The organism is Agromyces sp. NPDC058484 (genome assembly GCF_042720415.1).
In the GTDB taxonomy this organism is placed as follows: Bacteria; Actinomycetota; Actinomycetes; order Actinomycetales; family Microbacteriaceae; genus Agromyces.
Window position 1 is genome coordinate 184,571 of the sequence record NZ_JBHXMP010000004.1, and the last position, 26,271, is coordinate 210,841.

A 26,271-nucleotide genomic window follows, 5' to 3' on the forward strand; every position below is an offset into this window, starting at 1 on the left:
CCATGGCACTGCTCCTCCACCGAATCGGCCGATTCGCCTTCCGGCGGGCCTGGCTCGTCATCGCCGCGTGGGTGCTCGCCCTCGCCGCCCTCCTCGGCGCGGGTCTCGGGCTCGGCGGCCAGCTGCAGGAGTCCTACGCGATCCCCGGCACCGAGTCCCAGGAGGCGATCGACACGCTCGCCGCCGTGTTCCCCCAGACGTCGGGGGCATCGGCGAAGGCCGTCGTCGAGGCGCCCGACGGGGCATCCGTCGAATCGGAGCCGTACCGCAGCGCCATCACGGCGATGGAGGACGAGCTCGACCGGGTCGACGGCGTCGCGAGCGTGCTCGGCCCCTTCGACGAGTACACGGGCGACCAGGTCTCGGCAGACTCGCGCACCGCCTACATCCAGGTGCAGTTCGACGGGCAGACGACCGACGTGACCGCCGAGTCGATCGACGCCGTCACCGCGACCGGCGATATGGGCCGCGACGCCGGCCTCACGGTCGCCTTCGGAGGCGAGGTCTTCCAGGACACCACGTTCGGCCTCACGATCACCGAGGTCTTCGGCGTGCTCTTCGCGGGCGTGGTGCTGCTCATCACCTTCGGGTCGCTGCTCTCGGCCGGGATGCCGCTGCTCACCGCCCTCGTCGGCGTCGGCGCGGCGTTCGGCGGCATCTCGCTCGTCGCGGCCTTCGCCACGGTGTCGAGCACCGCGCCGATGCTCGCCGTCATGATCGGGCTCGCGGTCGGCATCGACTACGCGCTGTTCATCCTCTCGCGGCATCGCACCCAGCTCGCGCGCGGGCAGGATCCCGCCGAGAGCGCGGCCGAGGCCGTCGCCACCGCCGGCGGCGCGGTGGTCTTCGCGGGGCTCACCGTGATCATCGCGCTCCTCGGCCTGCTCGTGGTGGGCATCCCGTTCCTCAGCGTCATGGGCATCGCGGCGGCCTTCGCGGTGCTCATCGCGGTCGTCGGCGCGGTGACGCTCCTGCCCGCGCTCCTCGGCGTGCTCGGCCGGCGGCTCGTTCCGAAGCCCGGCAGCCGCGCCCACCGCCGCGCGAACGCCGACGACGACAGCGGCAAGCGCACGCTCGGCCGCCGGTGGGTCGACCTCGTCCTGAAGGCGCCGGTGGTCTTCGTGGTGCTCGTCGTCGGCCTTCTCGGCGTGGCGGCGATCCCCGCGGCGAGCCTCGACCTGAACCTCCCGAGCGGGGCATCCGAGCCAGAGGGCTCCACCCAGCGCGAGGCCTACGAGATGATCGAGAACGGCTTCGGACCGGGCTACAACGGGCCCCTCATCGTCACGGTCGACATCACGCAGACCACCGACATCTTCGACGACCTCGACGCGGTCGGCGCCCGCATCGCCGAGCTCGACGACGTCGCGTACGTGGGCGAAGGGCTGCCCAACGAGACCGCCGACACCGCGATCATCCAGGTCGTCCCCGAGAGCGCCCCCGATTCGCCCGAGACGAAGGACGTCGTCGAGCGTATCCGCCAACTCGCTCCCGGCATCGCGGCCGACTACGGCACCCCGATCGCGGTCACGGGCTACACGGCCGTGACGATCGACATCTCCAACCGCCTCAACGATGCGCTCGTGCCGTTCTCGCTCATCGTCGTGGGCCTGTCGATCGTGCTGCTCCTGCTCGTCTTCCGGTCGATCTTCGTGCCGGTCAAGGCCGCGCTCGGCTTCCTGCTCTCGGCGTTCGCCGCGATCGGGGCGACCGTCGCGATCTTCCAGTGGGGCTGGTTCGCCGACCTGCTGCACATCCAGCCGGGGCCGATCCTGAGCTTCCTGCCGATCCTGCTCCTCGCGGTGCTCTTCGGGCTCGCCATGGACTACGAGGTGTTCCTGGTCTCGGGCATGCGCGAGGAGTTCGTCCGATCCCTGAGCTCGTCGGGGTCCCTGAGCCCGTCGAAGGGGGGCGGGGATCCGCGGGGGTCGATCGTGCACGGCTTCCAGCACGCCGCACGCGTCGTCACGGCCGCGGCCCTCATCATGTTCTTCGTCTTCTTCGCCTTCGTGCCCGAGGGCTCGGGCGTGATCAAGGGCATCGCGTTCGCACTCGCCGTCGGCGTCGCCTTCGACGCATTCCTGGTGCGCATGACGTTCGTGCCCGCCGCGATGGCCCTCGCGGGCAAGGCGGCCTGGTGGCTGCCGAAGTGGCTCGAGCAGCGCCTGCCCGATGTCGACATCGAGGGCGAGCGTCTGCGCGCCCACCTCGAACAGCAGCGCTGGGCCGCCGCGCGCCCGGCGGCTGTGAACACCGACGACGCGGTCTTCGGCCTTCCCGAACGCCCGATCGGCCCGCTCTCGGTCGAGGTGCCCGCCGGCGGCGTGCTCGTGGTTCGCGGCGACGCCGTCGACCGCCGGATCGTGGCCGCGACCCTCGCCGGCCGCCTCGCCCCCGTGTCGGGGCGCGTCGCCGTGCTCGGCGTGCCGCTGCCGTCGGGCTCGGGCTCCGTCATGCGCGGCGTCGCGATCGCAGAGCTGGCGACGGATGCCGCGACCGGCGGCACTGTCGGCGAGCTCGTGGCCCGCCGGCTCGACGCCACCCGTCCGTGGTACCGCGTCGCACCGTCGAACGCCCTCGTGCGCTCCTGGGCCTCGCGAGCAGCGGAGGCCGCCGGGCACGGCCCGGACGGCCCCCGCTTCGACGCCGACACCCCCCTCGCCGCCCTCGGCGTCGAGGCTCGCGCGCTCGTCGCGGTGGCGGCCGCGCTCGCCGAACGTCCGAAGGCCGTGGTGATCGACCTCGACGACGATCCCGGCTCGTCGAGCGTCGCGCTCTGGCAGGCGCTCGCCGCCCTCGTGCCGCCGAGCGTCACGATCGTCGTCGGCGTCGGCCTCACCGCCGTGGCACCCGATGCCGCGCCCGAACTCGCGGCTCGCGGCATCCGCACCCTCGAACCCGTCTCCACTGAACCCGTCTCCTTCGAACCCGTCTCCATCGAACCCACCTCCATCGAACCCGTCTCCTTCGAACCCGTCTCCCTCGAACCCGTCTCCCTCGAACCCGTCTCCCTCGAACCCGTCTCCCTCGAACCCGTCTCTATCGAACCCGTCTCCACCGAACCTGTCTCCACAATGAAGGAGGTCGCCCGATGAGGCAGCGTTCGACACGCGCGCGGCTCTCCCGGCTCTTCGGCTCCACCCTCGCCCAGCGTCGCACCCGCTACGGCGGGCTGATCGCCGCGGTCATCGCAGTTCCGCTCGCGGTCGCCGGGCTCGTGTCCGGTGCGTTCGCGGGTGCCGACGACAACGTCGAGGCGATCCCGGCCGTCGTCGTGAACAACGACGAGATGGTCACGATGACCCTTCCCGACGGCACCGACCAGCCCGTGCTCGCGGGGCGCCTCCTCGTCACCGAGCTCACCGACCCCGACACCGCCGGCTTCCGGTGGACGATCTCGAACGACGAGGAGGCCGCCGACCTCCTCGCGTCGGGCAATGCCTACGCCGTCCTGACGATCCCCGCCGACTTTTCGGCGTCGGTCACCTCGCTGTCGGGTGAGACCCCGACGAAGGCGAACCTCGACATCCGCACCGATGACGCCCATGGGTACCTCGCCGGATCCGTCGCGCAGTCGGTCGGCGACGCGATGACCTCGACGTTCGGCCGCGAGCTCACCGCGCAGTACCTCGAGGGCTTCTACGGCAACCTCGCCGCGCTCGGCGGCTCGCTCGGCGACGCCGCAGCAGGTGCGACGCAGATCTCAACTGGCGTCGACTCGCTCGCGAGCGGGCTCGGCGAACTCTCCAGCGGCACTGCCTCGGCGGCATCCGGAGCGACGGATGCCGCGACCGGCGCCCACGCCTACGCCGACGGCGTCGCGCAGTACACGAACGGCGTCGACGGCATCGCGAGCGGGCTCGGCGAGCTGAACGCCGGCGCGGCGGGCCTCGACGGGATCTCCGACGGGGTGGACCAGTACACGGGCGGCATCGCCGCCGGCATCGGCACCCTCGAGCAGCAGGTCGGCCCGATCGCCGACCGCTTCGACCAGTTCGTCGCCGACCACCCCGAGCTCGTGGAGCAGTACCCCCAGATCGGCGAGGCCGCGGGCGGCATCGCCCAGATCCGCGGGCAGCTCGGCGCGCTGGTGACCGGCGGGCAGACGCTCGCGGCACAGACGCGTGCGGGCATCGACGGCGTGCAGTCGGGCATCTCGGGACTCGCGGGCGGCGCGGCAGAGCTCTCGGCGGGCTCCGCGGGCATCCGCGACGGCGGCTACGGGCTCGCCGCGGGCGTCGACGAGCTCGCCGGCGGGCTCGGCGCGCTCTCGACGGGAGCAGCGGATGCCGCGAGCGGCGCCACGCAGCTCGCGGGCGGCGCAGACGCCCTCGCCGACGGCCTCGCCGACGGCGCCGAGCAGGCGGAGGCACTCACCGACATCGACGCCGCCGCGACCGCCGATGTCGTCGCCGAGCCCGTGACCGCCACGACCGCCCGCGACAATGAGATCGGGTCGATCGGGGAGGTGATCGGCATGCTGTTCGTGCCGATCGGGCTCTGGCTCGGCGCGATGGCGATGTTCCTCGTGTTCCGGCCGTTCGGGCGCGAGGCGCTGCGCAGCACCGCGTCGACCGGCGGCCTCGTCGTGCGTACGCTCGGCCGGGCGGGACTCCTCGCGCTCGCCCAGGCGGTGACCGTCGTGCTGCTCCTGCACGGCGCGCTCGGCGTCGCGTGGACCCTGCTGCCGCAGACGCTCGCCTTCGCGGCGCTGCTCGCGTTCGCGTTCACGGCGATGCACGCGTTCCTCACCGCGTGGCTCGGCCGGGGCGGGATGCTCGTCTCGCTCGTGCTCGTGGCGCTGCAGCTCGCGGCATCCGGCGGACTCTATCCCGTGGAGGTGCTGAGCGGCCCGTTCCAGGCGGTCAGTCCCTTCCTGCCGCTCACCTGGGCGGTGCAGGGTATGCAGCTCATCGTCGCCGGCGCCGGCGGGGCGGCGGTGGCGATGGCCGCGGGCATGGTCGCACTCTTCGGGGTCGTGGGCGTGATCGGCACGGCCGTCGTCGTGGGCCGGCGCCGCGGCATCCGGTCGATCGGCTTCGCGTCCACCGCGCTCGGGTGAGGTCTCCTCGACCCGCGGAGCGCGGCTGTTAGCCTGAACGGAGCGCGAAGGAGGGACATCCGCCATATGCACGCCCCTGAACCGACACGCGACGAGCCCGACGTCGACCACGCCTACGACATGATCGTCGTCTCCAACCGGCTCCCCGTCGACTACGAGGAGGGTCCCGACGGCGAGACGCGGTGGCGGAGCTCGCCCGGCGGTCTCGTCACCGCGCTCGAGCCGGTCATGCGGGCCGCCGACGGCGCATGGATCGGCTGGGCGGGCGTCGCCGACCGCGAGTTCGACCCGTTCGAGCGCGACGGCATCTCGATCATTCCCGTTCCGCTGTCGGAGGCCGAGCTCGAGGACTACTACGAGGGGTTCTCGAACGACACGCTCTGGCCGCTCTACCACGACGTGATCGCGCCGCCCTCGTACCACCGCGAGTGGTGGGAGGCGTACGTGCGCGTCAACCGGCGCTTCGCCGAGGCCGCCGCACGCGCGGCATCCGACGGCGCCGTGGTCTGGGTGCAGGACTACCAGCTGCAGCTGGTGCCGCGGATGCTCCGCGAGGCGCGCCCCGACCTCGTCATCGGGTTCTTCAACCACATTCCGTTCCCGGCATACGGGATCTTCTCACAGCTGCCGTGGCGGCGCCAGGTGATCGATGGACTCCTCGGCGCCGACGTGATCGGCTTCCAGCGACCCGCGGACGCGGGCAACTTCTCGCGCGCGGTGCGCCGTCTCTACGGGTACACGACCCGCGGCACGATCATCGACGTGCCCGACGCCCGTGCCGACGGCGAGACCCGCCGCGTGGTCGCGCGCCACTTCCCGATCTCGATCGACACCGCGGGCTTCGAGGAGATCGCTCGCCGTCCCGACGTGCAGGCGCGGGCACGCGAGATCCGCGAGAGCCTCGGCAACCCCGAGACGATCCTGCTCGGCGTCGACCGGCTCGACTACACGAAGGGCATCCGGCACCGGCTGAAGGCGTTCGGCGAGCTGCTCGGCGACGGCCGGGTCGCGGTCGAGAAGACCACTCTCGTGCAGGTCGCGAGCCCGTCGCGCGAACGCGTCGAGACGTACCGCCAGCTCCGCGACGAGATCGAACTCATGGTCGGCCGCCTGAACGGCGACCAGTCGACCCTCGGGCACCAGGCGATCGCCTACCTCCACCATGGGTATCCCCGCGAGGAGATGGTCGCCCTCTACCTCGCCGCCGACGTGATGCTCGTCACGGCCCTCCGCGACGGCATGAACCTCGTCGCCAAGGAGTACGTCGCCTGCCGGTTCGACGACGACGGGGTGCTGCTGCTCAGCGAGTTCGCCGGGGCGTCCGACGAACTCCGGCAGGCAGTCCTGGTGAACCCGCACGACATCGAGGGCCTGAAGGACGCCATAGTGGAGGCGATCCGGATGCCGCGGCGCGAGCGCGGGCGGCGCATGCGGGCCCTGCGCAAACGCGTGCGCGAGAACGACGTGGCGAACTGGTCGGCGAGGTTCCTCGAGACGCTCACCGGCGCCGGCATCATCAAGCCCGGCGTCTCCGACCCGTTGCAGGCCGCGATCGGGCGCCTGGCGGGCACCGAACGACTGCTCGTCGCGCTCGACTTCGACGGCACGCTGGCCCCCCTCGTCGACCGGCCCGAGGACGCGCGGGCGACCGAGCGGGCCCGTGCGGCGATCGAGCGCCTCGCGACCGCCGACGACACGCGGGTTGCGATCGTCTCGGGCCGAGCGCTCGAGAGCCTCGGTGCCGTCGCGAACCCGCCCTCCGGCGCCATGCTCAGCGGCTCGCACGGAGTCGAGCTGAAGCTCGACACCGGCCCGATCCAGATCGACCTCCGCGACACCGAGCTCGCGAAGCTCGAGCGGCTCTCGGAGATCGTCGAAGGCGTCGCCGACGGCTCGTCGGGTGCGTGGATCGAACGCAAGCCGGCCGGCCTCGCCCTGCACACCCGCAGGATGAAGGCGAACGACGGCCTCGCGCTCCAGCAGGACGCCCGCGACCGGGTCACGGCCGAACTGCTCGGCATCACGGTGCGAACCGGCAAGGCCGTGCTGGAGTTCGCCGTGCGGTCCAGTGACAAGGGCGAATCGCTCACCCGCCTCCGCCAGCACGTCGGCGCGACCGCGACGATCTACATGGGCGACGACGTCACCGACGAAGACGCGTTCGCCGCCCTCGACACCGTGGACATCGGTGTGAAGGTGGGGCAGGGCAAGTCGATCGCGACGTATCGCGTGCGCAGTACCGACGACGTCGCGCTGCTCCTCGAGCGTCTCGCCGACGCCCGGGACGCGGCGCGCGAGGCCGAGTCGCGCTGGCCATAGACTCGAACGCATGCCCGAGTTCGATCCCAAACCGCGTAGTCGCACCGTCACCGACGGCATCGAGGCCATGACCAGCCGGGGCATGCTCCGTGCCGTCGGCATGGGCGATGCCGACTGGGACAAGCCGCAGATCGGCATCGCCAGTTCCTGGAACGAGATCACCCCCTGCAACCTCTCGCTCGGCCGCCTCGCGCAGGCCGCGAAAGAGGGGGTGCACAGCGGCGGGGGGTACCCGTTGCAGTTCGGCACGGTCTCGGTCTCCGACGGCATCTCGATGGGTCACGAGGGAATGCACTTCTCGCTCGTGTCGCGCGAGGTCATCGCCGACTCGGTCGAGGTGGTCATGCAGGCGGAGCGCCTCGACGGCTCGGTGCTGCTCGCCGGCTGCGACAAGTCGATCCCGGGCATGCTCATGGCGGCCGCGCGCCTCGACCTCGCCTCGGTATTCCTCTATGCGGGCTCGATCGCGCCCGGATGGGTGCGCCTGTCCGACGGCACCGAGAAGGACATCACGATCATCGACTCGTTCGAGGCCGTCGGCGCAGTCAAGGCCGGCACGATGAGCGAGGCAGATGCGAAGACCATCGAGTGCGCGTTCGCGCCCGGTGAGGGCGCGTGCGGCGGCATGTACACCGCCAACACCATGGCATCGGTCGCGGAGGCGCTCGGGCTGTCCCTTCCGGGTTCGGCGTCACCGGCATCCGCCGACCGACGTCGCGACTATTACGCGCACCGCTCGGGCGAGGCCGTCGTCAACCTGCTGAAGAACGGCATCACGGCGCGGCAGATCCTCACCAAGCAGGCGTTCGAGAACGCGATCGCCGTGGGCATGGCACTCGGCGGCTCCACGAACATCGTGCTGCACCTCCTCGCCATCGCCCGCGAGGCTGAGGTCGAGCTCACGCTCGACGACTTCAACCGCATCGGCTCGAAGGTGCCGCACATCGGCGACCTGAAGCCGTTCGGCAAGTACGTCATGAACGACGTCGACCGTCGCGGCGGGCTCCCGGTGCTCATGAAGGCGCTCCTCGACGCCGGTCTCATGCACGGCGACAGCCTCACCGTCACGGGCAAGACGCTCGCCGAGAACCTCGCCGAGATGGACATCGCGCCGCTCGACGGCGAGGTGCTCCGCACGCTCGACGACCCCATCCACTCCACCGGCGGCCTCACGATCCTGCACGGGTCGCTCGCCCCCGAGGGCGCTGTCGTGAAGACGGCAGGTTTCGACGCCGCCACGTTCGAGGGCCCCGCCCGGGTGTTCGAGCGAGAGCGCGCCGCGATGGACGCGCTCACCGCCGGCGAGATCAAGCACGGTGACGTCGTCGTGATCCGCTACGAGGGGCCGAAGGGCGGGCCCGGCATGCGCGAGATGCTCGCCATCACCGCGGCCATCAAGGGCGCGGGCCTCGGAAAAGATGTACTACTCTTGACGGACGGTCGATTCTCAGGCGGCACAACCGGTCTGTGCATCGGCCATCTGGCACCCGAAGCGGTGGACGCAGGTCCGATCGCCTTCGTGCGCGATGGTGATCTGATACGGGTCGATATCGCAGCTCGTTCCATCGACCTACTGGTCGACGATGCCGAGCTGGCTGCCCGCCGTGAAGGCTGGGCTCCGCTTCCCCCGCGCTATACCCGTGGCGTCCTCGCGAAGTACTCGAAGCTCGTGCGCTCCGCCGCAGAAGGCGCCACGACGGGCTGAGTCGCGCATCCGAACACCCTCGTCAGCACAGAACAGGAACCGAATGACCACGGAATCGACCCCCGTGCCTTCGCCCGCCCAGGTGCCGCCCGGCGCTCCCGTGGAGATCACGGGAGCCGAGGCGGTCGTCCGCTCGCTCGAGGCGCTCGGCATCACCGACGTCTTCGGCCTGCCCGGCGGCGCGATCCTCCCCGTCTACGACCCGTTGTTCGAGAGCCGCAAGCTCCGGCACATCCTCGTGCGTCACGAGCAGGGCGCCGGTCACGCGGCCGAGGGGTATGCGTCGTCCAGCGGCAGGCTGGGCGTCGCGATCGCGACCTCGGGCCCCGGCGCGACGAACCTCGTCACGGCCATCGCCGACGCGCACATGGACTCGGTGCCGATCCTCGCGATCACCGGCCAGGTGTTCTCGAACCTCATGGGCACCGATGCCTTCCAGGAGGCCGACATCGTCGGCATCACGATGCCCATCACGAAGCACTCGTTCCTCGTGAAGCGTGCTGAGGAGATCCCGGCCACGATCGCGGCGGCGCATCACATCGCCACGACCGGCCGCCCCGGCCCTGTGCTCGTCGACATCACGAAGGACGCCCAGCAGGCCAAGTTCTCGTTCCGGTGGCCGCCGAAGGTCGACCTGCCCGGCTACCGGCCGATCACGAAGGCGCACGGCAAGCAGGTCGCCGCGGCGGCGCAGCTGCTCGCCGAGGCGAAGCGGCCGGTGCTCTACGTGGGCGGTGGCGTCATCCGCTCGCAGGCTTCCGAAGAGCTCCTCTCGCTCGCCGAGGCGACGAACGCCCCCGTCGTGACGACGCTCATGGCACGCGGCGCGTTCCCCGACTCGCATCGGCAGCACCTCGGCATGCCCGGAATGCACGGCACCGTGCCCGCCGTGATCGCGCTGCAGGAAGCCGACCTCCTCGTCGCACTCGGCGCACGGTTCGACGACCGCGTCACCGGAAAGTCGGCGCTCTTCGCCCCCGACGCGAAGGTCGTGCACGTGGACATCGACCCGGCCGAGATCTCGAAGATCCGCACCGCCGACGTGCCGATCGTCGGCGACCTGAAAGACGTCCTCGTCGACCTGCTCGCCGGGTACCGCGAGGTGACGGCCACCACGGCCCCCGACCTCGACGAGTGGTGGGCGACCCTCGACGGGCTCCGCTCGGAGTTCCCGCTCGGGTTCACCCAGCCGTCCGACGGGCTGCTCGCCCCGCAGTACGTGATCCAGCGCATCGGCGAGCTCACCGGTCCCGAGGGCGTCTACGCCGCGGGCGTCGGGCAGCACCAGATGTGGGCCGCGCAGTTCATCAAGTACGAGCGGCCCAACTCGTGGCTGAACTCGGGCGGCGCGGGCACCATGGGCTACGCGGTCCCCGCTGCCATGGGCGCGAAGGTCGCCGAGCCCCATCGTCCGGTCTGGGCGATCGACGGCGACGGATGCTTCCAGATGACCAACCAGGAGCTCGCGACCTGCACCCTGAACGACATCCCGATCAAGGTCGCGGTCATCAACAACTCCTCGCTCGGCATGGTGCGCCAGTGGCAGACGCTGTTCTACGACGGCCGGTACTCGAACACCGACCTGCAGACAGGCCATGACACCGTGCGCATCCCCGACTTCGTGACGCTCGCCGAGTCGTACGGAGCGCTCGGCATCCGGGTCACGACGGAGGAGGAGGTCGACGCCGCCATCAAGCTGGCGCTCGAGACGAACGACCGCCCGGTCGTGATCGACTTCGTCGTCTCGGCCGACGCGATGGTGTGGCCGATGGTGCCGCAGGGCGTGTCGAACAGTTACATCCAATACGCCCGCGATCACTCGCCGGCCTTCAGCGAGGAGGAGGACTGACCATGTCGACCCACGTGCTCTCCCTCCTCGTCGAAGACAAGCCGGGCCTGCTGACGCGCGTCGCGGGGCTCTTCGCCCGCCGCGGCTTCAACATCGAGTCGCTCGCGGTCGGTCACTCCGAGATCGCCGGGCTCTCCCGCATCACGGTCGTCGTCGACGTCGAAGACCTCCCGCTCGAGCAGGTGACGAAGCAGCTGAACAAGCTCGTCAACGTCATCAAGATCGTCGAGCTCGACCCGCCGCAGTCGGTGCAGCGCGAGCACCTGCTCATCAAGGTGCGGGTCGACAACGCGACCAGGTCGCAGGTGCTCGAGGCCGTGACCCTGTTCCGTGCGCGCGTCGTCGACGTCTCGACCGATGCGCTGGTGATCGAGGTCACCGGCGACTCCGGCAAGACGACCGCGTTCCTCAAGGTGCTCGAACCCTACGGCATCAAGGAGATGGCGCAGTCCGGACTCCTCGCGATCGGCCGTGGCGGCAAGTCCATCACCGAACGCGTCTTCAAGAACTGACCGGGCGGATGCCGCGGCGCGGCGTCGCGGCATCCGTCACCTGACCCACACCCAAGGAGAAAGAACAGCACATGGCTGAGATCTACTACGACAAGGACGCCGACCTCGCGCTCATCCAGGGCAAGAAGGTCGCCGTCATCGGCTACGGCTCGCAGGGCCACGCGCACGCGCAGAACCTCCGCGACTCGGGCGTCGAGGTCGTCATCGGCCTCAAGGACGACTCGAAGTCGAAGCCGAAGGCCGAGGAGGCCGGTTTCGAGGTGAAGAGCGTCGCCGACGCCGCGGCGTGGGCCGACGTCATCGTCATCCTCGCGCCCGACCAGTACCAGCGCCACATCTACGCCGAGTCGATCAAAGACCAGCTCGCCGAGGGCAAGACGCTCGTGTTCGGCCACGGCTTCAACGTGCGCTTCGGCTACATCGAGGCGCCCCAGGGCGTCGACGTGATCCTGGTCGCGCCGAAGGCGCCTGGCCACACCGTGCGGCGCGAGTTCGTCGCCGGTCGCGGCATCCCCGACATCATCGCTGTCGAGCAGGATGCCTCGGGCACCGCGTGGGACCTCGCGAAGTCCTACGCCAAGGCCATCGGCGGCACCCGCGCCGGCGTCATCAAGACGACCTTCACCGAGGAGACCGAGACCGACCTGTTCGGCGAGCAGAGCGTGCTCTGCGGCGGGGTCTCGCAGCTGGTTCAGTACGGCTTCGAGACCCTCACCGAGGCCGGCTACCAGCCCGAGATCGCCTACTTCGAGGTGCTGCACGAGCTCAAGCTCATCGTCGACCTCATGTGGGAGGGCGGCATCTCGAAGCAGCGCTGGTCGGTTTCCGACACGGCCGAGTACGGCGACTACGTGTCGGGCCCGCGCGTCATCGACCCGCACGTCAAGGAGAACATGCAGGCCGTGCTTGCCGACATCCAGTCCGGCGCCTTCGCCAAGCGATTCATCGACGACCAGGACAACGGGGGCAAGGAGTTCCTCGAGCTCCGTGCCAAGGGCGAGGGGCACGCCATCGAGGGCACCGGCCGCGACCTGCGCAAGCTCTTCTCCTGGACCAACGTCGAGGAGGACGACTACGTCGACGGCGAGGTCGCGCGCTAGTCATCGGTTTTCCGCTCGATGCGAACGGCCCGTCCCGGAGAATCCGGTGCGGGCCGTTCGTGTGCGCCGGCGCGCTTCGCTGCCGGTAGCGTGTGAGGAATGGTCGCTGCTGCACTCTCCGTCGAGATCGCCGTTCAGGATGTCGCGGGCGTGCGCATCGCGCTCGAGGAAGGCGCCGCCCGCGTCGAACTCTGCCAGGCGCTCGGGGTCGGCGGTCTCACCGCGTCGGCCGGGCTCATCGAGGCGACCGTCGCGGCCGCCGCCGAGGCGGGGACGACCGGGTTCGTGCATGTGCTCGTGCGACCTCGCGGCGGTGGGTTCGTCTACGACGCCGACGAGTTCGACACGATCGCGCGCGACATCCGCACGGCGGTCGGGCTCGGGGCCGACGGTGTCGTGGTCGGTGCGCTGACCGAGTCGGGCGAACTCGACCTCGACGCGATCGCACGGTTCATCGAGGCGGCAGGCGACGCCGACGTCACGGTGCATCGGGCGGTCGACGCGTCTGGCCGGCCGCTCGAGGCTGTCGCCGCGGTCGCCGGGCTCGGCGTGCGACGCGTGCTCACCTCGGGCGGCGCAGCCGATTGCCGCGCGGGTCTGTCGATGCTGCAGGCGATGGCCGCGGCATCCGGTGCGCTCGAGGTGATGGCCGGCGGCGGCGTGCGCATCCCCGACATCGCCGACCTCGCGGCCGTGGGCGTCGACGCGGTGCATCTCTCGGCGCGCGGCACGACGACCCAGGGCGGCGCGAGCGGGCCCGGCGGGGGAGTCACGGGGTTCGACGTCACCGACCCCGGGCTCGTGCGTGCCGCGGTCGCCGCGGCCCGGCTCGTGCGGTGAGCCTTCGTCGCGTCATCCGCAGGTCTCACGGTACGGTGCGATGGCGCCGAAGTAGGTCGCCCATTCCTCCCGCGTGAGGTTGCGTCCGGCGAGTCGGCAGGCCTCGTCGAACCAGGTGTCCGGGTCGAGGTTCCACACGGCGACACCGTCGCGCATGTTCACGAGCAGCTCGCGTCCGTCGGGCCGCAGGTACGCGGGGGTGGTGCCTGGCGCTTCGCTCGGGATCGGTTCGCCGAGCCGGATCCCGGCTTCGAGGTCGTAGAGGGTGACGGTATCGTCCCTGGCTCCCACCACGAGGATGCGGTGGTCGTCGCTGACCTGCAGGCTCTCGAGGCCGCCCTTGACGCCGGGAAGCGCGTCGATCGGGTCGAGCTCGGGAACGCTGTACCGCAGCAGTCGGTTGTCGTCGGCCGCGATGAGCTCGCCGGGTCCGGCCAGCACGGTGAGTTCGGGCCCGGTGAGCTCGGGCGAGATCCGCGTGCCAGTCGCGGCGTCAACCAAGCGGGTGGTCCGGATGCCCTCCTTCTGGGTCGTGACGGCGAGGATCTCGGCATTAGTGCTCGCACTGATCGCGACGGCGAAGCCGTCGAATCGCATCGCCGGCTCGAGGTTCCTCCGCGTGCCCGCATCGACCGGCGTGATCGCACCGCCGACGTCGGCGATGTAGATGCGGCCTCGGGAATCGAGGTACGAGTGGGTAGTTAGCGCAGGAAGGGGGTCGCCCTCGAGGCGCGCCCCGGTGGATGCGTCGAAATACCCGTTGGCTTGGATCTCGTCGAGAAACCCGTACAGCACGTCCGTGCCGACCCAGACGGGAAGGCCCAGCCCTGGAACCAGTAGGCGCGTGGCGTCCGTGCGCGGATCCCACACCGAGAACTGGAGGAGATCGCCCATGTCCGTCGCCCAGGGAGCGCGTTCGGCCACGAGGATCAACGTTCCCGACGGGTCGTAGCCGCCAGACACCACCTGTCCGCGCGCGATCATCCGCGTGATCGGGCCCGAGCCGTCGAGGCGCCAACGCGAGATCGCCGAGGACCCGGCACCGATCGCGATGAGTTCGTCTTCGCCCCGGGAGACGGTGAGGGAGCCGACCGCGCCGAGCTGTGGATCCAGCCGCCGTCCGGTCGCGATTCCCGTGTCGAGCGAGCGCTCCTCGATCCCGCCCCAGAGAGTGCCGCAGAAGACCGTCGAACGCGACTGCGCGATCGCGAGCCACGGGCATGGCGCGGGCTGCGCGGTCGCGAACTCCTGTGACCACAGCACGTCTCCGGTCGTGAGATCCACCGCGACGAGAGCGTCCTCGCCGCTGGCGATCAGGCGACCGTCGCCCGTCACCGCCATGGCGGAATTCGTTGACGCCTCCGGGACCCGAATGCTCGCGACGATGCCGACCGAGTCGGGTTCGACGACAGCGAGCTGGGCGGCGCCCGTCCCGACGACGAGTCGTCCGTCTGGGGCGAAGGCGATGGAGACGGCGGGGGTGAGCTCTTCGGCGGCGCGCGGGAGGGCCTCGATCCGATGGAGCTCGCCCGACTCCAGGTCGATCGTCGCGACCGTGACCACGCCCAACCGTGCTTCGAGGCGCGAATCCGCGACGGCGACGTGACGGCCGTCGGGGCTCAGGGCGAGTTCTCCCACCCCGAAGTCGATCGAGATGGGCCCCAGCCGGGTGCGACCCGTCGTCAGGTCGACGAGCAGGAACTGGGAGGTCCCCTCGTGTTCGGTATCTGGGAGCCCTCCGGGTCCGGTCATCAAATTGAGGGGACGCGATTCGATGGGGCGGAGGATCGCGGCGAGACGTCCGTCGGCGCTCACCCGAACGAGCGGTGGGGGTCCGAATCCACCCGGCGGTGCGCCGATGTCGAGCTCCCGCACCGAGCGCTCGGACTCCATGTCGACGACGGCGGCCGATTCGTCGTCGCGAACGATGACCGCGTGACCCGTGTCCCCGATCACCGCCCCGGCGATCGAATCCGTGCCGGGCACGTACCGGTTTCCGAGGAATCCCTGCGCGGCGGTGAAGACGCCGAGCAGGGCGCTGCGAGTGCGCGGGTCGTCGGGCCACCGTCGATATGCCTCGGCGGCGATGAGGGCCGCGACGTCGCGCTCCGACTCGCGCAGCGCGAACGACGTGCTCACCACCGCCTCCACAACGGCGGCTTCGCGTTGTCGATCGGCCTCCTGCGTCAAGCCGACGACGAGCATCGTGGCGAGCAACGAGAGCCCGAGCAGCGAGGCTGTGGCGCCGAACAAGACCCGAAGGCGGCGATGCTGCCGCCGATCGCGCTCGAGCTGGAGACGCGCTTCGGCCTCCTCGCCACGGGCCCGCAGCTCTGCAGCGTCGAGGAATCGGGACTCGGTCGAGGTCAGGTCGGGCTTCGACGCCGTACGCAAGTCGAGGGCGTTCTGGAGCCGGACGCCGCGATAGAGGTCCTCCTCCCGTTCTCCGTCCGCTTCCCAGGCATCGGCCGCCACCGTCAGCTTGCCGAGCAGGCGCGCACCCGCGGCGTCCTCCTCGAGCCAATCGTGCAGCCGCGGCCAGGCGAGGGCGAGCAGCTCGTGGGTCACGGCGATGGTGTCGTCGGAGGCGCTCAGGAGCCGCGCCCGTGTGAGGCGAGACACGACGGCCGCACGCACCGGGTCGTCGTTCAACGAACTCGCCTTGGCGTACCGGCGCAGCGGCCGCCCGTCGGCCCCGAGCTCGACGAGCCGGAGCAGCGTCGACCGGCAGGCATCCCGTTGCACCGGGGTCAGGTCGTCGAACAGCTGTTCGGCGGTACGGGCGATCGCACCGGTGAGTCCTCCGACCTCCTCGTAGCCCGCGACCGTCAGCACGCTCGTCTCACGCCGGAGCCACGTCTCGACGAGCGCGTGCGAGAGCAGCGGAAGGGCGGTGCTGTGACCGGCGGCGTCGCGGAGGATCAGCTCCGAGAGGCCCGACTCGATCCGCAGCCCGGCCCGGCGTGCCGGCTCCTCGATCGCGGCGCGGAGGTCCTGGTCGCTCATCGCGCCGACGAGGTGCACGCTCTCGGAGAGCAGGGGTGCGAGGGAGGGCTCCGCGTTGCATTCGTCGAGGAAGTCGCTCCGCACGGTCGCCACCACGATCCGGGATGCAGCCGCCTCGGCGATGAGCCCGCCCACCGCGTGCACCTCGTCGGCCGGGTACCCGGCGTGGAAGAGCTCCTCGAGCTGGTCGACGACGACGATGTCGGCGCTCCGTCGGCTGTGCAGCGCGTCATGAAGCTGCGCGGCGATCGTGGGGGAGGGCGAGACCACGCGCACCGAGAGGCCCCGGCGCGTGAGGGAGGGAACGACGCCCGCGAGCACGAGCGACGACTTGCCGCATCCCGATGGCCCCGAGACCGCGATGAACGACGCACGGTCGAGGCGGGCGAGAACGGCCGCGACGTCGGCGTCGCGTCCGAAGAACTCCTCCTCGTCGTCGATGCCGTACGGATGCAGGCCCTTGTACGGGCACTCTGCGCTCGGCTGCGGGCTGCGGGGCGGCGGCAGGAGGGAGGGGTCTTGGTGCAGGATCGCGGCTTCGAGGGCGGTGAGCTCAGGGCCGAGTTCGATCCCGAGCTCAGCCGCGAACCGCACGCGGGCGGCCCGAAGGGCGGCGAGGGAGTCGGCCTGCCGACCGCTGCGGTAGAGCGCGGTCGCGAGCAGGCTCCACCGGCGCTCGCGCAGGGGCTGCTCGCGAACCAGGGCTTCGGCGCTCGCGATCACGCTGTGCTGCTCGCCGCAGTCGAGGTGCGCCGCCGCGAGCTCCTCCTCGGTGGTGCTCCGGACCTCGTCGAGGCGGGCCGCCTCGATGACGGCCGGCTCCCATGACGGGATCGCGCTATAGGCGGCGCCGCGCCACAGCGAGAGGGCACGTCGGCACTCGTCGACGGCACGCTCGGGGTCGCCGCGCGAGCGCAACTCGGCGGCCGCGTGTGCGAACCGTTCGAACCGGACCGCATCGATCGCCTCGGGGTCGACGTCGAGCACGTACCCGATCGACGAGGTCGCGATCGACGAACGTCCGAGCCTCGCCCGCAGGCGCACGACGGTGGTCTGCACCTGCTTCGTCCAGGTGTCCGGAGGATGCTCGCCCCACACGGCATCGGCGATCACCGTCGGCGCCACGGATTCACCGTGACGAAGCACCAGCACCGACAGCACCGTCCGATCTCGCGGGCTGAGCGGTCCTTCGTCGATCTCGACTGCGCCGAGCACGTGAATGCCCACGAGGAAATTGTCGAACCGGCCGGCCCGGGGTGTCAACGTTGCGGAGTCCGGCGAGTACCCGATGAATACCGTTCGCGCGCGAGACGAGTACCGGCAGGCGAGACCGTGGGCTCATGAACACCACGAAGGACACCCAGCGCATCATCGCCACCGCGATCATCGCGGTCACGGCCGGGCTCGCCCTCGCCTCGTGCGCGCAAGAACCGGTTCCCGAACCCGTCCGGCAGCTCACGAGCGAACAGACCGCCGAGCTGCGCTCGGGGCTCGAGGAACTCGCCGAGAGCCGAGCCGAAATGGCACGCGACCTCGCCGAACAGCGGGCCACGGTACTCGCAGCTCAGGCCGAGGGCATGCTCGATCTCGCCGAGAGTCGTGCGGAGATGTATCGCGACCTCGCCGAGCAGCGTGCCGCAGCAGACACGGACGCCGTCGATTGCGGTTCCGGTGCGGGCGGGTCGGACACGTCCGACAGGCCCGCCTATCTCGACCAGCTCGAGAAGCATCTGAGGCTCGGTCAATGAGCCGGCACGCCTCGCGGGGTATCCGACTGGATAGTCTGGTCGCATGCCCCGCGACCCCGACGACGACGCCCTTCGGTGGGACGGCGACGACGACCCGACGCTCGCACCCGGATGGAAGACCGTCGGAAACCCGGCGCCGCTCGCGGGGTCCGATGACGAGGTGACGGATGCCCCGGCAGAGGCATCCGGCGGCGAGGCCGGGGCCGCGGCATCCGACACCGACGTCACCGGCGCCGCCCAGACCGGCTCGGTCGAGCTCGTGGTGCTCGGAGTGCTCGGCGGCGTCTACCTGCTGTACACCGTCGGATGGCTCATCACCGCGTTGCGCACGACGGCACCCGGACTCGGCGTCGTCGACGACGCGATGTACGCGCTCGGGCTCTGGCTCGCCGTGCTCGCGCCCGCACTCTGGCTCGGGCTGTCGTTCTGGCTCTCGGCACGTCGACGGTCGCGGTTGCTGTGGCTCATCGGCGGCGCGATCGTCCTGGTGCCCGTGCCGTTCGTGCTGGGGGTCACCGCGTGAGCGCCGAGACGGCACGCACGGTGCGGCATGACGCGGCAGCGCGCACCCCGCTCTGGCTCGACGTCGCGCTCGCGGTGGCGTTCGGGCTGTTCTTCGCCTACGACGTGTGGGAGGTCGTGGGGTCGATCGTGCAACTCACGGCCCTCGGACTCGCCTTCTCGGCCATCGGCTGGGTGCTGCTCGTGGCGGCCCTGGTCGCACCGGTCGGGTCGTTCGTGGCGGCGTTCGGGCTCGGCCGCCGGCGCGGCGTCGTCGCGAAGGCGGCGCTCTACCTCGCCGGTCTCGCCGTCTCGGCGGCGCTGTTCCTGACCCTGACCGTGCTGCTGGGCGTGGCCGGGGGGGTCGTCGTCCCCTGACGTCACGGAGTCGTCCCCTGACGTCACGGAGTCGGCCGAGGGTGGAGGTCTCCCGTAAAGTAGTCCCGGTATCGGCGCCCACCACTGGCGGAGGCGCTCTCATTCGCGCGCATGCGCGCTTCGTCCCGAAGGAACCGTTCGTGTCAAAGCCGGTCGTGCTGATCGCCGAAGAACTCTCGCCCGCCACCGTCGACGCCCTCGGGCCCGACTTCGAGATCCGCAACGTCGACGGTACCGATCGTCCGGCGCTGCTCGCGGCTCTCGCCGAGGCGAACGCGATCCTCGTGCGCTCGGCGACGAAGGTCGACGCCGAGGCGATCGCCGCCGCACCGAAGCTGAAGGTCATCGCCCGCGCGGGCGTCGGCCTCGACAACGTCGACACCAAGGCCGCCACCACGGCGGGCGTCATGGTCGTGAACGCGCCGACGTCGAACATCATCTCAGCCGCCGAGCTCACCGTCGGACACATCCTGAGCCTCGCCCGGCACATCCCGGCCGCGCACTCGGCGCTGGCGCAGGGGGAGTGGAAACGCTCGCACTACACGGGCGTCGAGCTCTACGAGAAGACGATCGGCATCATCGGCCTCGGCCGCATCGGCGCCCTCATCGCGGCCCGCCTGCAGGCGTTCGGCACCGAGGTCATCGCCTACGACCCCTACATCACCGCAGCCCGGGCGCAGCAGCTCGGTGTGCAGACGGTGAGCCTCGACGAACTCCTCGAACGCAGCGACTTCATCACCATCCACATGCCGAAGACTCCCGAGACCACGGGCATGATCGGCACCGAGCAGCTCGCGAAGATGAAGTCGACGGCCTACGTCGTCAACGTGGCGCGCGGCGGGCTCATCGACGAGGAAGCGCTCCATGACGCGCTCGCCTCGCACAAGATCGCCGGTGCCGGCCTCGACGTGTTCGTCTCGGAACCGCCGCGCGAGTCGCCCCTGCTCGGACTTCCGAACGTCATCGTCACCCCGCACCTCGGCGCGTCGACCGACGAGGCGCAGGAGAAGGCCGGCGTCTCGGTCGCGAAATCGGTGCGACTCGCGCTCGCAGGTGAGCTCGTGCCCGACGCGGTCAATGTCGCGGGCGGCGTCATCGACGAGTACGTGCGTCCCGGCATCCCGCTCGTCGAGAAGCTCGGCCAGCTCTTCGCCGGACTCGCGGATGCCGCGATCACGAGCCTCGACGTCGAGGTGCACGGCGAGCTCGTCGACTACGACGTGAGCGTGCTGAAGCTCGCGGCGCTGAAGGGCGTGTTCTCGAAGGTCGTGAGCGAGACCGTCTCGTACGTCAACGCGCCGCTCCTCGCGGAGCAGCGCGGCATCGATGTGCGACTGATCGTCGACGCGGACTCGCCCGAGTACCGTAACGTGATCACGCTCGCCGGCGCGCTCGCCGACGGCAGGCAGATCTCGGTCTCGGGCACGCTCACCGGTCCCAAGCAGATCGAGAAGCTCGTCGGCGTGAACGGCTACGAGATCGAGGTGCCGATCGCGACGACGCACCTCGTGATGCAGTACACCGACCGTCCCGGCATCGTCGCGATCTACGGTCGTGAGTTCGGCGACGCCGGCATCAACATCGCGGGCATGCAGATCGCCCGCCGCGCCGCGGGAGGCCAGGCGCTCAGCGTGCTCACGGTCGACTCGCCGGTTCCCACCGACGTGCTCGAGCGGGTGCGCGAGGCCATCGACGCCGACGTGCTCGCCGAGATCGACATCACCGAGTAGGGCTCACCCGCCGGTCACCGCGCGGCGCGCGGCTCGGCGGCGAGCCGCTCGAGCAGTGCGACGAGCGCGTCCATCTCGCTCGCGCGCGGCGCGTCGACGCCCGTCTCGGCGTCGTCGCCGTGGAGCGCGGAGTCGTAGTAGAGGCCGTCGCCGATCAGGGTGATGGCGAGTGCCACGGTGGGGTCGGCGACGTGCGCACGCACGGCACCGAACCAGCGCGCGCGCACCGACCGGATCATGCGCACCGCCGACGGATGCCCCGCCTGGGCCAGGCGCGCCGCCGCCACGCCCGCGCGCTCGAGCGCCGTGTCATTGGAGACCGAGGAGCGCACGAAGTACGCGACCGCCCCCTCGGGCGCCGCGGCCATGACCTCGAGGTCGTCGTCGACGAGCGCGGAGAAGCGCGTCAGCACCCCTTCGACGAGCGCCTCGCGCGAGGGGAAGTGGTAGAGCAGGCCGCCTTTCGAGACGCCTGCGGCGCGCGCCGCGGCATCGAGGGTGGCGGCGCGCTCGCCGTCCTCCACGAGGATCTGCTCGAACGCATCGAGCACAGCCTCGCGGGCGGCTGGGGGTCGGCTCATGTGCTCGATCGTAGCGAGCGGCATCCGTTCATAGTCTGTTACTATACCGACCGGACGGTGTAGTAATGGATTCCGAAATGATGAAGACGACGCGAGCGGCGACCGCGACGCTCGGCTCCGCGGCAGGCACGAGAGAAACGACACGTGCGCCACACGCGCCACACGCGCCACGTGCGCCACGTGCGCCGCGGCGCGCGTGGATCGCCCTCGCCGTGCTCATGCTCCCGGTGCTGCTCGTGTCGGTCGACAACACCGTGCTGAGCTTCGCCCTTCCGGCGATCGCCACCGATCTCGCGCCGACCGCCGCCCAGCAGCTCTGGATCATCGACGCGTACCCGCTCGTGCTCGCCGGCCTGCTCGTCGCGATGGGCGGCGCCGGCGACCGGTTCGGGCGACGGCGGCTCCTGCTCATCGGCTCGACGGGCTTCGCGGTGCTCTCGATCGCCGCGGCGTTCGCCCCGACCGCCGAGGCGCTCATCGCCGCGCGCGCGGCGCTGGGCTTCTTCGGCGCCATGCTCATGCCGTCGACGTTGTCGCTGCTCCGGTCGACCTTCACCGACCGCGAGCAGCGCAGGCTCGCGATCGCGATCTGGGCCTCGGGCTTCGCGGCGGGCAGCGCCCTCGGGCCGCTCGTCGGCGGCATCCTCCTCGAGCACTTCGCGTGGGGCTCGGTGTTCCTCCTCGCGGTACCGGTGCTCGTGCCGATGCTGGTGCTCGTGCCGCTGCTCATCCCCGAGAGCCGCGACCCGTCGCCCGGCCGCATCGACGTCGTGAGCACCCTGCTCTCGCTGGCCGCGATGGGGCCGGTCGTCTACGGAATCAAGTCGATCGCGACTGAGGGCGTCGATGTCGCCGGCGTGGCGGCCATTCTCGCCGGCGTCGGTTGCGGCGCCTGGTTCGTACGGCGGCAGCTCGTGAGCGCATCGCCGATGCTCGACGTGCGGCTCTTCCGGCAGGGCTCGTTCGGCGGCGCCGTGCTCGTGAACCTCTTCAGCGTCATCGCACTCGTCGGGTTCCTCTACTTCGTCTCGCAGCACCTGCAGCTCATCGCGGGGCTGACCCCGGTGACCGCCGGACTCGCGCTGCTTCCGGGCCTCGTCGCGATGATCGTCGCCGGCCTCGCGGTGGTGCCGGTCGCGCGCCGGGTGCCGCCGCGCGTGCTCGTGCCGATCGCACTGGCGCTCTCGGCCGCCGGCTACCTCGTCATCGCGTTCACGACGAACGCGCAGACCATCGCACCCGTCGTCATCGCGTTCATCCTGCTCGGCGTCGGGATCGGCGCCGCCGAGACGGTCTCGAACGAACTCATCCTCTCCAGCGCGCCCCAGGCCAAGGCGGGCGCCGCCTCGGCCGTCTCCGAGACTGCGTACGAACTCGGCGCGGTGCTCGGCACCGCCCTGCTCGGCAGCATCCTTGCGGCGCATTTCCGCTCAGCTATCGAGCTGCCGGCGATCCTCACGAACGGTCAGGCGGATGCCGCACGCGAGACGCTCGCGGGCGCCGTCATCGTCGCCGACGACCTGCCCGACGCCATCGGCGCCGAGCTCGCGGCATCCGCAGCCCATGCCTTCGGCGACGGGGTCGTGACGACCTCGCTCATCGGCGTCGGGCTGATGCTCGCCGCCGCGCTCATCGCGGCGTTCGCGCTACGGAACCCGCGGGCGGCCGGCGCGAAGTGACGCGCGACTCGCCTCGTACGTCCGAACGGCCGCCCCCGGCGCGCAGGAGGAGCGCAGGGGCGGCCGTTCGCGGTCAGCCGATCAGACCGCACGCTCGTCGGGTGCCGTGTGCTCGTTGCGGGTGACCCGGTCGCCGGTGGCGGGGTCGACGCTCGTGTGCGAGGTGGCGACGGAGCGGCGACGACGGGCGAGCAGGATGATGCCCAGGATGATCACGATCGCTCCGGCGCCCATGAGGATGTAGCCGACCAGCTGGAGGTTGATCCAGTCGACCGTGAGGTTGAGCGCGAACGCGAGGATCGCGCCGATCACGAACAGGACGATTCCGAGTCCGAGACTCATGGGGTCCTCCGTCTCCGACGCGGCGCGAACGCCGCGTCATGCCGGGGCGGGATGCTTCCGCCCTCGTCGTCAGGCTACGCTCGCCACCAAGTACGCTGGGAGGGCTGGCGCACGAAGGAGAATCCATGGTAGGCACGGTCAGGCTCGCGGTGATTCCGGGCGACGGCATCGGTCCCGAGGTCGTCGGCGAGGCGCTGAAGGTCCTCGACGCGGCGATCGAGGGCACCGACCTCTCCTTCGAGCAGACACCGTTCTCGCTCGGCGCCGCACGCTACCTCGAGACCGGCGATGTGCTGACCGACGACGACCTCGAGGCGATCAAGCAGCACGACGCGATCCTTCTCGGCGCCGTCGGGGGAGTGCCCGGCGACCCGCGTCTCGCCGGCGCGAACATCGAGCGCGGCCTGCTGCTGAGGCTCCGGTTCGAGCTCGACCACTACGTGAACCTGCGGCCGTCCGTGCTGCATCCCGGTGTCGCGAGCCCGCTGGCGAACCCCGGCGACGTCGACTTCGTCGTGGTACGCGAGGGCACCGAGGGCCCGTACGTGGGCAACGGCGGCGCGATCCGCGTCGGCACGCCCGCCGAGGTCGCGAACGAGGTCTCGGTGAACACCGCGTACGGGGTCGAGCGCGTCGTGCGCTACGCGTTCGCCGCGGCATCCGCTCGCCCGCGCAAGCGGCTCACGCTCGTGCACAAGACGAACGTGCTCGTGTTCGCCGGGTCGCTCTGGAAGCGCACGGTCGACGCGGTCGCCGCCGAGTATCCGGATGTCGCGGTCGACTACCTGCACGTCGACGCGGCGACGATCTTCCTCGTCACCGATCCTGCTAGATTCGATGTCATCGTCACGGACAACCTCTTCGGCGACATCCTCACCGATCTGGCCGGCGCGATCAGCGGCGGCATCGGACTGGCGGCCTCGGGCAACATCAACCCCGACGGCCGGTTCCCGAGCATGTTCGAGCCGGTACACGGTTCCGCACCCGACATCGCCGGGAAGGGCATCGCCGACCCCACCGCCGCGATTCTCTCCGTCGCACTCATGCTCCGCCACCTGGGCGTTGCGGATGCCGCGGCGAAGGTCGAGCGGGCGGTCGCCGCCGACATCGCCGAGCGCGGTGACGCGAAACGCTCGACCTCCGAGGTCGGCGACGCGATCGCCGTCCGCATCGGCGCACATGAGACCCAGCCCGCCTGACGGGCGCATCCGAAGGAAGAGACCATGACGACGACGAACCTGACCCTGCAGACCCCCTCCGAGACCGGTCTCGCGTGGGCGCTCACCCGCAACGACGCGGCGAAGAGCGAGGCCGATCGCGAGGCGATCCTCGCCGACCCCGGTTTCGGCAACCACTTCACCGACCACATGGTCGACCTGTGCTGGTCGGAGAAGGGCGGCTGGCACCGTCCGCGCGTGTCGCCGTACGGGCCCATCCAGCTCGAACCGTCGGCCGCAGTGCTGCACTACGCGCAGGAGATCTTCGAGGGGCTCAAGGCCTACCGTCATGCCGACGGCTCGATCTGGACCTTCCGCCCCTATGAGAACGCGGCGCGCATGCAGCGATCCGCCGCACGGCTCGCCCTGCCCGAGCTGCCGAGCGAGTACTTCATCGACTCGCTGAAGCAGCTCGTCGCAGTCGACGGTGCGTGGGTGCCGTCGGCACCCGAGACGAGCCTGTACCTGCGTCCGTTCATGTTCGCCAAGGAGGCGTTCCTCGGGGTACGGCCCGCGAAGAAGGTCGCGTACTACCTCATCGCCAGCCCCGCCGGCGCCTACTTCCACGGCGGCGTGCAGCCGGTGTCGATCTGGCTTTCGACCAGGTATGCGCGTGCCGGCAAGGGCGGCACGGGTGCGGCGAAGACCGGCGGCAACTACGCGTCGAGCCTGCTGCCGCAGGCGGAGGCGGCCCAGCACGGATGCCAGCAGGTGCTGTTCCTCGACGACGGCACGTACATCGAGGAGCTCGGCGGCATGAACGTGGTGCTGGTCTACCGCGACGGCACCCTCGTCACGCCCGAGTCCGACTCGATCCTCGAGGGCATCACGCGCGACTCGGTGCTGCAGCTCGCACGCGACCGCGGGCACACCGTCGAGAGCCGCAAGGTGATGATCGACGAGTGGCGCGAGGGTGCGGCATCCGGTGCCATCGTGGGCGCGTTCGCCTGCGGCACGGCCGCCGTGATCACGCCGATCGGGCGCCTCCTCGCCGATGACTTCGAGATCGTGCACAACGGTGCGGCCGCGTCGGAGCTCGCGCTCTCGCTCCGCGAGGAGCTCACCGGCATCCAGTACGGCCGCGTGGAAGACCGCCACGGCTGGCTGACGCGACTCGACGCGTGATGGCCGGCACGGTCATCCGCACGTTCCGCCGTGATGACACCGAGGCGGTCGTGGCGCTCTGGCGACGCGCGGGCGTGACCGTGCCGTGGAACGACCCGTATCGCGACATCGAGCGCAAGCTCACCGTGCAGCCCGAGATGTTCCTGGTCGCTGAAGCTGGCGGTGCAGGCAAGGCCGGCGGCGGTGCGATCGTGGGTGCCGCGATGGTCGGCTACGACGGGCACCGCGGTTGGATCTACTACCTCGCCGTCGACGAGACGCGTCGCCGTGAGGGCATCGGCGCGGCCCTCCTCGCCGAAGCCGAGCGGCTGCTCGTGGAGCGCGGCTGCCCGAAGCTCAACTTGCAGGTGCGATCGACGAACACGGATGTGATCGACTGGTACCGCTCGCTCGGGTACGAGCCCGACCATACTGTGGGACTCGGCAAGCGATTGATCCCGGACGTCGGGGCGGCCGCAGCCGCCGCAGCCGCCCCACCCGCCGCAGCCGCCGTAGCCGCCGCAGCCGCCGCAGCCGCCCCGCCCGCCGCAGCCGCCGCAGCCGCCGCAGCCGCCGCAGCCGCCCCACCCGCCGCAGC

19 protein-coding genes are annotated in these 26,271 nt (G+C 70.7%); 16 read left to right on the forward strand and 3 right to left on the reverse strand.

The features are described from left to right. Positions 1-2: 2 nt before the first annotated feature. The 8 genes from ACFWN7_RS05450 (at position 3) to ACFWN7_RS05485 (ending at position 13,387) form a co-directional block, all read left to right on the forward strand. Complete coding sequence (locus ACFWN7_RS05450) at positions 3-3,095, forward strand: MMPL family transporter (RefSeq protein ID WP_376937713.1); 3,093 nt, start codon at positions 3-5, stop codon at positions 3,093-3,095. After that, entirely contained in the window at positions 3,092-5,062 is a 1,971-nt protein-coding gene (locus ACFWN7_RS05455; RefSeq protein WP_376937714.1) for a YhgE/Pip family protein, read from the forward strand. The genes ACFWN7_RS05450 and ACFWN7_RS05455 overlap by 4 nt, the downstream gene beginning before the upstream one ends. A gap of 66 nt (positions 5,063-5,128) precedes the next feature. Beyond that, positions 5,129-7,381: a bifunctional alpha,alpha-trehalose-phosphate synthase (UDP-forming)/trehalose-phosphatase gene (locus tag ACFWN7_RS05460; protein ID WP_376937715.1), complete on the forward strand. Its 2,253-nt coding sequence runs from the start codon at positions 5,129-5,131 to the stop codon at positions 7,379-7,381. Positions 7,382-7,391: 10 nt separating this feature from the next. Then, positions 7,392-9,086: a dihydroxy-acid dehydratase gene (gene ilvD / locus ACFWN7_RS05465; RefSeq protein ID WP_376937716.1), complete on the forward strand. Its 1,695-nt coding sequence runs from the start codon at positions 7,392-7,394 to the stop codon at positions 9,084-9,086. 43 nt (positions 9,087-9,129) lie between these two features. Beyond that, positions 9,130-10,935 (forward strand): acetolactate synthase large subunit, encoded by a 1,806-nt coding sequence (locus ACFWN7_RS05470; RefSeq protein WP_376937717.1) that lies wholly within the window; start codon positions 9,130-9,132, stop codon positions 10,933-10,935. Positions 10,936-10,937: 2 nt separating this feature from the next. Next, the gene (gene ilvN / locus ACFWN7_RS05475) at positions 10,938-11,447 is read left to right on the forward strand and encodes an acetolactate synthase small subunit (protein WP_376937718.1); all 510 of its coding nucleotides are present in this window, start codon (positions 10,938-10,940) and stop codon (positions 11,445-11,447) included. Between the two features lie 71 nt (positions 11,448-11,518). Continuing rightward, the gene (gene ilvC / locus ACFWN7_RS05480; protein ID WP_376937719.1) at positions 11,519-12,547 is read left to right on the forward strand and encodes a ketol-acid reductoisomerase; all 1,029 of its coding nucleotides are present in this window, start codon (positions 11,519-11,521) and stop codon (positions 12,545-12,547) included. Positions 12,548-12,646: 99 nt separating this feature from the next. Next, positions 12,647-13,387, forward strand: coding sequence for a copper homeostasis protein CutC (locus tag ACFWN7_RS05485; RefSeq protein ID WP_376937720.1), 741 nt, complete (start codon positions 12,647-12,649; stop codon positions 13,385-13,387). Between the two features lie 12 nt (positions 13,388-13,399). Here ACFWN7_RS05485 and ACFWN7_RS05490 read toward each other — a convergent pair whose 3' ends face one another. Continuing rightward, positions 13,400-17,620, reverse strand: coding sequence for a BTAD domain-containing putative transcriptional regulator (locus ACFWN7_RS05490; protein WP_376937721.1), 4,221 nt, complete (start codon positions 17,618-17,620; stop codon positions 13,400-13,402). 113 nt (positions 17,621-17,733) lie between these two features. Here ACFWN7_RS05490 and ACFWN7_RS05495 point away from each other — a divergent pair, with 113 nt between their 5' ends. The 4 genes from ACFWN7_RS05495 (at position 17,734) to serA (ending at position 20,750) form a co-directional block, all read left to right on the forward strand. Further along, a complete protein-coding gene (locus ACFWN7_RS05495) occupies positions 17,734-18,141 on the forward strand; it encodes a hypothetical protein (RefSeq protein WP_376937722.1) in 408 nt (135 codons plus the stop codon). A gap of 43 nt (positions 18,142-18,184) precedes the next feature. After that, positions 18,185-18,664, forward strand: a complete 480-nt coding sequence (locus ACFWN7_RS05500; protein ID WP_376937723.1) for a DNA polymerase III subunit gamma/tau — start codon at positions 18,185-18,187, stop codon at positions 18,662-18,664. Further along, complete coding sequence (locus ACFWN7_RS05505; protein ID WP_376937724.1) at positions 18,661-19,020, forward strand: hypothetical protein; 360 nt, start codon at positions 18,661-18,663, stop codon at positions 19,018-19,020. The genes ACFWN7_RS05500 and ACFWN7_RS05505 overlap by 4 nt, the downstream gene beginning before the upstream one ends. 140 nt (positions 19,021-19,160) lie before the next feature. Next, the gene (gene serA / locus ACFWN7_RS05510; RefSeq protein WP_376937725.1) at positions 19,161-20,750 is read left to right on the forward strand and encodes a phosphoglycerate dehydrogenase; all 1,590 of its coding nucleotides are present in this window, start codon (positions 19,161-19,163) and stop codon (positions 20,748-20,750) included. Positions 20,751-20,764: 14 nt separating this feature from the next. Here serA and ACFWN7_RS05515 read toward each other — a convergent pair whose 3' ends face one another. Then, positions 20,765-21,331 (reverse strand): TetR/AcrR family transcriptional regulator, encoded by a 567-nt coding sequence (locus ACFWN7_RS05515; protein WP_376937726.1) that lies wholly within the window; start codon positions 21,329-21,331, stop codon positions 20,765-20,767. An 80-nt stretch (positions 21,332-21,411) separates the two neighbouring features. Between ACFWN7_RS05515 and ACFWN7_RS05520 the strand changes: the two genes are divergently transcribed. Then, positions 21,412-23,010 carry an MFS transporter gene (locus ACFWN7_RS05520; RefSeq protein WP_376937740.1) on the forward strand — a complete coding sequence of 533 codons (1,599 nt, stop codon included), beginning with the start codon at positions 21,412-21,414 and terminating at the stop codon, positions 23,008-23,010. Positions 23,011-23,091: 81 nt separating this feature from the next. Here ACFWN7_RS05520 and ACFWN7_RS05525 read toward each other — a convergent pair whose 3' ends face one another. Next, positions 23,092-23,352 carry a DUF6458 family protein gene (locus tag ACFWN7_RS05525; protein WP_376937727.1) on the reverse strand — a complete coding sequence of 87 codons (261 nt, stop codon included), beginning with the start codon at positions 23,350-23,352 and terminating at the stop codon, positions 23,092-23,094. A 125-nt stretch (positions 23,353-23,477) separates the two neighbouring features. On the opposite strand from ACFWN7_RS05525, the gene ACFWN7_RS05530 reads away from it, so the two are divergent. The 3 genes from ACFWN7_RS05530 to ACFWN7_RS05540 form a co-directional block, all read left to right on the forward strand. After that, entirely contained in the window at positions 23,478-24,551 is a 1,074-nt protein-coding gene (locus tag ACFWN7_RS05530) for a 3-isopropylmalate dehydrogenase (RefSeq protein WP_376937728.1), read from the forward strand. Between the two features lie 24 nt (positions 24,552-24,575). Then, positions 24,576-25,694 (forward strand): branched-chain amino acid aminotransferase, encoded by a 1,119-nt coding sequence (locus ACFWN7_RS05535; RefSeq protein WP_376937729.1) that lies wholly within the window; start codon positions 24,576-24,578, stop codon positions 25,692-25,694. Beyond that, the coding region (locus tag ACFWN7_RS05540; protein ID WP_376937730.1) for a GNAT family acetyltransferase at positions 25,694-26,271 on the forward strand (578 nt) is incomplete at its 3' end. The genes ACFWN7_RS05535 and ACFWN7_RS05540, both read left to right, overlap by 1 nt.